Source organism: Streptomyces sp. XY431 (genome assembly GCF_001279805.1).
GTDB classification, from domain to species: Bacteria; Actinomycetota; Actinomycetes; order Streptomycetales; family Streptomycetaceae; genus Kitasatospora; species Kitasatospora purpeofusca.
This window is the reverse complement of sequence record NZ_LGDO01000140.1, coordinates 64,789-72,376: the sequence shown is the minus strand read 5'-3', so window position 1 is coordinate 72,376 and position 7,588 is coordinate 64,789. Positions and strand designations below refer to the sequence as shown.

Annotated in this window: 6 protein-coding genes; 5 read left to right on the top strand and 1 reads right to left on the bottom strand. The window is 73.5% G+C overall.

Annotated elements, in window-relative coordinates:
* Positions 1–506 precede the first annotated feature (506 nt).
* Positions 507–1,955: an amidase gene (locus tag ADK60_RS17245; RefSeq protein ID WP_053647012.1), complete on the bottom strand. Its 1,449-nt coding sequence runs from the start codon at positions 1,953–1,955 to the stop codon at positions 507–509.
* Between the two features lie 246 nt (positions 1,956–2,201).
* Here ADK60_RS17245 and ADK60_RS17240 point away from each other — a divergent pair, with 246 nt between their 5' ends.
* The 5 genes from ADK60_RS17240 (at position 2,202) to ADK60_RS17220 (ending at position 7,563) form a co-directional block, all read left to right on the top strand.
* Entirely contained in the window at positions 2,202–3,191 is a 990-nt protein-coding gene (locus tag ADK60_RS17240; RefSeq protein WP_053647010.1) for a carboxyvinyltransferase, read from the top strand.
* Positions 3,188–4,231: a serine hydrolase domain-containing protein gene (locus tag ADK60_RS17235; RefSeq protein ID WP_234371122.1), complete on the top strand. Its 1,044-nt coding sequence runs from the start codon at positions 3,188–3,190 to the stop codon at positions 4,229–4,231. Before ADK60_RS17240 ends, ADK60_RS17235 begins: the two co-directional genes overlap by 4 nt.
* Before the next feature lie 8 nt (positions 4,232–4,239).
* The gene (locus tag ADK60_RS17230) at positions 4,240–5,274 is read left to right on the top strand and encodes a UDP-N-acetylmuramate dehydrogenase (protein ID WP_053647008.1); all 1,035 of its coding nucleotides are present in this window, start codon (positions 4,240–4,242) and stop codon (positions 5,272–5,274) included.
* 772 nt (positions 5,275–6,046) lie between these two features.
* The gene (locus ADK60_RS17225; RefSeq protein ID WP_053647007.1) at positions 6,047–6,265 is read left to right on the top strand and encodes a ferredoxin; all 219 of its coding nucleotides are present in this window, start codon (positions 6,047–6,049) and stop codon (positions 6,263–6,265) included.
* A gap of 83 nt (positions 6,266–6,348) precedes the next feature.
* Positions 6,349–7,563 carry a cytochrome P450 gene (locus tag ADK60_RS17220; RefSeq protein WP_053647005.1) on the top strand — a complete coding sequence of 405 codons (1,215 nt, stop codon included), beginning with the start codon at positions 6,349–6,351 and terminating at the stop codon, positions 7,561–7,563.
* The last annotated feature ends 25 nt before the right edge of the window (positions 7,564–7,588 follow it).

Sequence of the window (7,588 nt, the reverse complement as noted above, 5' to 3'; positions counted from 1 at the left end):
GGCGGGGGAGGATCGGCGGGGCGGTCGGCCGGTCCCTCCGCCCCCCCGGCCGCCCGCCCCCGGGGGGAAAGGCCCTGCCGCGGGAATTTTTGGCGATCCCTTTCCCCCCCGGGCCGGGGGGCCCGGGGGGGGGACCGCCCCGCCCCCCCCCCCCGCCGATCCTCCCCCGCCATCACGCCCCACCCCCGAGGCGCGCCGCACGGCGGGCGCCCTCGACCTGCCCCGGCCCGACCTGCCTCACCGGTCCGACCTACCCTGCCGGCCCTACTGGCCCGAACCACGGGCGGCCGGACTCCGCACTTTGCAGAGCCGCACGCTCGGAAAGCGTGTTGGGGGCAACCCCTCACGAGTTCGAATCTCGTATCCTCCGCCGGCAGAAGGCCCGGACCGCTCAGCGGTCCGGGCCTTCGTCGTTCCACGACCCCGGCTCCGGCGTCCCGGTCGCCGTGGCCGCCCGGTGACGTCAGCCAGTCGAGCGGGCACCGGCACGAGCCCGGTGGCGGTTCTCAGAATCCCGGCGGACGGCGGAACCCGCCGATCACCTCCGCGAGGCACTGCACGAACCGGACCGCGGTGCGGTCGTGCAGGTAGGGCGCGATGACCTGGATGCCGACGGGAAGCCCGTCCCGGGTCGCCCCGACAGGTGCCACCGCCGCAGGCAGATGGTTGAGCGACGACGGTGCCATCCACGTGAGCATCTCGCGATACGGCCGGTCGGCGCCGTTGACCCGCAGAGTTCGGACCGACCAGCCGGGGTCGGGTCGGTGGTCGTGGGGGAAGGCGGCTGTGGGGCTCACCGGGCAGATCAGCACGTCGACGTCGCGGAAGAACTCGGCCCAGCGGCGGCGGGAGTGCTGCCGGCGTTCGTCGAGGTCGTGCCAGTCACGGAAGCGGAGCGTCAGGTCCGACGCGAACCCGCCGCCGGCCCCTTCCGCCATGGCGGCCTCCACCAGCCCGGCATACGACTCGTCCGGCTCGACCAGCCCGCTCTGTGCCATCAGCAACGGTTGGTAGAGGGCCATCGTCTCTTCGAGCCCGACCGGCCCCTCGCCCTCGACCACGACGGCGCCCTCGGCCCGCACCGCCTCCAGCGTGGCCTGCATGATCGCGGTCAGCTCGCTGTCGACGGGGCAGAACGGGTCGTCGAGCCATGCCGCGACCCGGAAGTCCCGCAGGGCGCTCGACCCGGCGGGGGGCAGCTCCAGCCGCCATCCCGGGGCGCGGTCGTGGTCCGCCCCTGCGAGGACGTCCAGGCCCAGGTCGAGGTCGTCGGCGTGCCGGCCGAGCGGGCCGAGTACCGCCATGTCGAAGTCCGCCAGCGTCCCGGGAGCATGTCCCGAGACGCTCCCGTACCTCGGCACGATCCCGAAGGAGGGGCGCAGCCCGTAGACGCCGCAGAAGTGGGCGGGCACCCTGATCGAGCCCGCCGTGTCGCCGCCGAGCTCCAGGCCCGTCAGCCCTGCGGCGAGTGCCGCGGCGGACCCGCCGGACGAACCGCCGGGTCCGCGGGTCGGGTCCCACGGATTGTTGGTGGTCCCGTGGACCTCGTTGTAGGTCTGCCAGTCCCGGGCGTCGGGCGGCATGTTGGACTTGCCGAAGACGACCGCTCCCGCGTCCTTGAGCCGTGCGACCGACTCGGCGTCGCTCGTCGAGACGTGATGTCCCCAGCGGGTCGACCCTCCGGTGGTCCGCATGCCCGCAACCTCGAGACTGTCCTTGATCGTCACTGGGACGCCGTGCAGGCGGCCGAGCGGCTCGCCGCGGGAGACCGCGCGGTCGGCCGCCAGTGCCGCGGCCCTCGCACCCTCCTCGTCCCGGGCGACGACGGCGTTCACCTTCGGATCGAGCCGCTCCACCCGGGCGAGGAAGTGGTCGAGCAGCTCGACGCTCGACACCTCCTTCGCCGCGACCGCGGCAGCGAGCTGACCTGCGGAGCGGAATGCCAGATCGGTCATGCAATTCTCCAGGGGAGGCCAGACCCGCGGCGGTCACATCGCTGCGGCCGACGCAAAATCCCAGTTCAGGGCGGGTCTAAGCCGACCCTAGCGGACGCAGGGGACCATGTCGGGGTGTGTCCTTTCTCACTTTCGACAGCGGATTCGTCCGGCGCCCGAGCAACGACCGGAGGCCGACGGGCTCGGGAAACGGTCACGAGAAACGGTCACGAGAGGGGGCGCGTCGGTCAGCCGGTGCATGGCCGGATGGCCGGCGCCCTGCTGGCCCGCGCCGGGAAGGTCACCTTCCCGCTGCCCGGCGGCGACGCCTTCTGCACGCGGTACATCGACCGGCACCTGGCCGCGATGGCAGCTGCCGGGGCCGAGGTGGAGGTGGACCGGGGCCGGGTACGGGCCCGCTTCACCGGCAAGCGGCTGCCGTTCGTCACCGACGCCGAGACCCGAGCCTGGGGCCCGAGCCTCGGGGCAACGGTCACCGCGATGCTCCTGGCCGCCCGCACCCCCGGCACCTCGGCGATCCTCAACCCCAGCGTCGAACCCGAGGTCACCCACACCGCCGCCCTGCTCTCGCAGGCCGGCGTCGGCATCGAGTGGCGGGGCAGGAACGCCCTGAACGTCACCGGCACCGACCGCGTCCAGGGCGGGGTGTTCACCGTTCCTCCGGACCGGCTGGAGGCCGCGACGCTGGCCCTGGCCGCCGCCATCACCGGCGGCACCGTGCACCTGGACGGCTTCCCCGCCGCCGCCTTCCCGGACGGCCTGGTGTCGGTGTTCGCCGACGCCGGCATCCGGCTCGACCCGGTGGACGGCGGGACCACCGTCAGCACCCCGGCCGGACCGCGGGCGGTGCAGACGGCCACCGGCCCGCACCCCGGCTTCCCGACCGACGTCCAGCCCCAGCTGACCGCCTTCCTCACCCAGGCCGAGGGCGCCTCCCGGATCGAGGAGCGGATCTACACCCGGCGCGACACCCACCTGCCCGCCCTCACCGCGTTCGGCGCCACCGTCAACGCGAGCGGCTCCGTGATCACCGTCCGGGGCCGGTCCCCGCTCGCCGCCGCCGACGTGGCCGGGGAGGACATCCGGGCGGCAACCACCCTCGTGATCGCCGCCCTGGCCGCCGAGGGCACCTCTACGATCCGAGGGATGTACCACCTGCGGCGCGGATACGGCAGCCTGCTGCCGAAGTTGGCCGCGCTCGGTGCCGACCTGACGATCAACCAGGAGCAGTCGTGACCCTCACCGTGCCGTGGAGCCCGAACGCACTCGCCGACCTGCGCGAGTGCCTGGACCTGATGACCGCCGACGGCACTGTCCCCGGTGGCGTCATCGCCCACGGCACCTTCGACGCCGAGCCCGGATTCCTGGCCTCCGGCATCGTCGCCCCCGAGTGCGGCGATGCCCGGCCGGGGCCGGACACCGTGTACGACGTGGCGTCGCTGACGAAGGTGCTCGCCACCTGGCCGCTGGTCGGCACCTCCCTCAACGAGTCCTTCACCCTGGACACCCCGGTCCGCGAGCTGCTGCCCGACGTCCCGGCCGAGGCACCCGGCGGCCGGGTCACGGCCCGCCAGATCCTCTCCCACACCTCCGGCCTGCGCGCCGACACCCGCCTCGACCGGTACCGGGGCCGCACCGAGCCGCTGGCCGAACTGATCTGCGGCGAAGACCTGATCGCCGAGCCCGGAGCCGGCCACCGCTACATCAACCGCGGTTTCATCCTCCTCGGCCTGGTCCTCGCCCACACCCGGGGCCACCGCCTGGACGAGCTGGCGGCCGACCTGTGGCAGAGCCTCGGAATGACCGCCACCGCCTACGGTCCCCTCACCCGCTCCGCGCGGGTCGCGCCGACCGAGCAGCGGCTGCCGGGCAGCCCCCGCCTCTGGGGCCTGCCGCACGACGACAACGCCGCCCTGCTCGGCGGCGTCGCCGGCCACGCCGGGGTGTTCACCACCCCGGCCGACCTCGCCACCTTCGCCACCGCGCTGCTGTCCTCGCACGCGAACGGAGGGGACCTGGGCCGCTGGCTGGCCGACAGCCTCCAGCCGCTCACCGGGATCGAACCCGGCCTCGACCGGGGCCTGGCGTGGATCCTCGCCGACGAAGGCCGGGTGGCCTACCACCACGGCTTCACCGGCACCAGCCTCTACCTCGCCCCGGCCACCGGCCGCTACCTGGCCATCTGCACCAACGCCGTCTACCACCACCAGGACAACCGCACCCGCCTGGCCCCGCTGCGAGCCCTCGCCCTGAAGGCGATGACCGACGAACCGTAGGAGGCCCCGTGCCCCACCTCACGCTCGCTTCCCTCACCACCCTGCGGCTCGGCGGCCCGGCCGACGACGTCCTGCAGGTCGCCGATCCCGACGACTGGTTCGAACTGGTCCGTACGGTCGGCGACCGGCAGGAGGACGCGCCGCTCACCCTCGGCCACGGCAGCAACGTCATCGCTTCCGACACCGGCCACGAGGGCACCATCGCCGTGATGAACACCCGGGGCATCACCGTGAAGCGGGTGGACGACGACACGGTGGCCGCGACCGTCCAGGCCGGCCACCCGCTCGCCGACCTGGTCCAGTGGGCCGCAGCCGAATGCCTCGCCGGGATCGAGTGCCTGGCCGGAATACCCGGCACCGTCGGCGCCGCCCCCGTCCAGAACGCCGGCGCCTACGGCCAGCAGGTCTCCGACACTCTCGACCACCTCACCGCATGGGACTGGGACATGGGCCGGCTGCGGACCCTGCCCGCCCAGGCATGTCGCCTCCGCCACCGCGACAGCCGCTTCAAGCACGACCCCGGCCGCTGGACCATCCTCACCGTCACCTTCCGCCTGACCCGTTCCCCGGCCGCACCCATCTCCTACCAGCCGCTCGCCGAGGAACTCGGCGTCCAGCCCGGGGCCAGGCCGCCGGTCAATGAGGTCACCGCCGCCGTCCTCGCCAACCGGCACCGCCGCGGCCTCCTCCTCGACCCCCACGGCCCCGACACCCGCCAGGCCGGCTCCGTGTTCCTCAACCCGCTCGTCACCGCCACCCAGGCCGCCCGCTGGTCGGCAGCGGGCTGCCCCGTCCACACCGACAGCGACGGCCGGCTGCGGGCCAGCGCCGGATGGCTCCTCGAACACGTCGGCTACCGACCTGGCCAGAAAATCACCGAGGGCGTCCGATGCTCGGAACGCCGCACCCTCACCCTCACCGCCCACAACGGGGCAACCGCCAACGGCTTCGCCCAGGCCCTCGCCGACCTCGTCCGGCAGGTCGAGCGATCCACCGGCATCAGGCTCCACCCCGAGCCAGTGCGGGTCGGCACCTGGCCATAGGGCCCGCCCTATGGTCTCAGTGCTGGGTCTCGTTCACGCCCGCCCAGCCGCTCGTGCTGCGGCAACGACGCGTCTCATCCGCAGTCGCAACGCCCCGGTTCGGAGCATCCTGGTTGCCGGCATCCGCGGCCTTGGCCATCTGCCGGACGAGCCGTCCCGCACTCGCTCGGCGACATCCTCGAGTCGGCACCTTGTCGCGGCGTGATGACCGGGGACAACGCCCGGCAGCGGCCCTCCGCGCTCAGGTGGATCTTGGGTGCGACCGCCTCGGGACCGTCCGAGGGCCTCGCCGGCCGCCCGGCCGACCGACCGGACTCGCCCGGCAGACTGCCGAGTTGCTCGCCCGGGAGACCGGGTGGGACGCCCGGACGGTGCCGCTCCGACCGGAACTCGTCGTCGAGGTCGCCTTCGACGGCCTCCAGCGCTGCCCCCCGCCACCCCGCCGGGCCGAACCTGCGACTCGCCCGGGTGGTGCACCACCGGCCGGAACAGAGCACCGCCGGGGCCGACCCGGTGGCCTTCGCAAGGGAGTTGGCCACCACCGAAGATGTGGGCCGTCCATGCGGCCGGGTCCGCCGACCCGTCCGGCGAAGTACTGCGGGCTGAAACGCACTGCACCGCCATGGGGGTTCACACACAGGGGCCGAATCAGCCATTCTCGATCCGGCCACCGTACCCCTCCGTGAACGGACGAGTGATGGCTAGGTTGACCGTGACAACGAGAGGCGGCCGCCGGGCAGTCGGCGCCGCCCTGGCGAAAGGTGTCCGACACATGCAGGTGAGCGTCGACCGGGACCGCTGCTGCAGCTCCGGCATGTGCGTGACGAACGCCCCCGCGGTCTTCGACCAGGACGACCGGGACAGTCTTGTGAGACTCCGTCAGACCGTCCTACTGCCTGAGCAGTTCGACGACGTCAGACTCGCCGCCGAGCTCTGCCCGGGCCGGGCGATCACCGTCACCGAGGACGGGCCCGCGCGGACCGGGGCCTGACGGACCCCCGCCGCCGGCCCCGCCGGGAGCCTCCCTGCCCCCGAACCCGACGAGAACACCCGCGACGTGAGGAGACCCCCGCCTTGACCACCGCACCCACCGCACCCACCACCCCAGTCCTCCCGCTGCCGGCCCCGCACTCCGGCGGCTGCCCGTTCGGCCCGCCGCCCGCGTACCCCGAGGCCGCCGCCATCGGGCCGGTGACCAGGGCGAAGCTGCCCGACGGCGACCTCTGCTGGCTGGTCACCGGCTTCGCCGAGGTCCGCACCGTGCTGTCCGACCGCCGGTTCAGTGCCGACATCCGCCACCCGTCCTTCCCGCTGCTGGTCGCCGGCGCCCGCGAGCTGATCACCGACAATCCGGACTTCCTGCGGCTCGACGATCCCGAGCACGCCCGCCAGCGCCGCATGCTCACCGGGGATTTCCTGGTCAAGCGGGTGGAGTCGCTGCGCCCGGAGATCCAGCGGATCGTGGACGGGGCACTGGACCGGATGACCGCGGGCCGGACCACGGCCGACCTGGTCACCGACTTCGCGCTGCCGGTGCCCTCGCTGGTGATCTGCCTGCTGCTCGGCGTGCCGTACGAGGACCACGACCGCTTCCAGAGCCTGAGCCGCACGATGCTCAGCCGGGAGAGCACCGTGGAGGAGCTCCGGGAGGCCCAGGAGGGGGTCCTGGAGTACCTGCGCGACCTGACGGCCCGCAAGCGCGCACAGCCGGAGGACGACGTCCTCAGCCGACTCGCGGCGCGGGACGACCTGACCCCGGAGGACGCCGCCGCCATGGGCGTGCTGCTGCTGGTCGCCGGGCACGAGACGACCGCGAACATGATCGCGCTGTCGACCGCCCTGCTGCTGGAGCACCCCGAGCAGATCCCCGGCCTGGCCGATCCGGCCACCCTGCCGGGCGCGGTCGACGAGCTGTTGCGGCTGCTGACCATCGTGCACACCGGCCTGCCCCGGGTGGCGCTGGAGGACGTGGAGCTGGGCGGCGTCACCGTCCGGGCCGGGGAGGGCGTGATGGCGATGCTCTCCACCGCCAACCGGGACGAGGCGGTGTTCGGCGGCGCCGGCCATCGGGCGACGGACGAGCTGGACCTGTACCGGGACGCCCGACGGCACGTGGCGTTCGGCTTCGGCGTGCACCAGTGCCTGGGCCAGCCGCTGGCCCGCGCCGAACTCCAGATCGCTCTGGAGACGCTGTTCCGCCGGCTGCCGGGGCTGCGGCCGGCCGGCGAGCGCGAGTTCCGTACCGAGTCGTTCATCTACGGGATGCGGTCACTGCCCGTCACCTGGTGAGCGGTGCCCGACGGAGGACTCTTCG

Bases quoted from the DNA above. Each gene is read 5' to 3' on its own strand.
- ADK60_RS17245 (WP_053647012.1), bottom strand. From the start codon at position 1,955: ATGACCGATCTGGCATTCCGCTCCGCAGGTCAGCTCGCTGCCGCGGTC.
- ADK60_RS17225 (WP_053647007.1), top strand. From the start codon at position 6,047: ATGCAGGTGAGCGTCGACCGGGACCGCTGCTGCAGCTCCGGCATGTGC.
- ADK60_RS17240 (WP_053647010.1), top strand. From the start codon at position 2,202: ATGGCCGGCGCCCTGCTGGCCCGCGCCGGGAAGGTCACCTTCCCGCTG.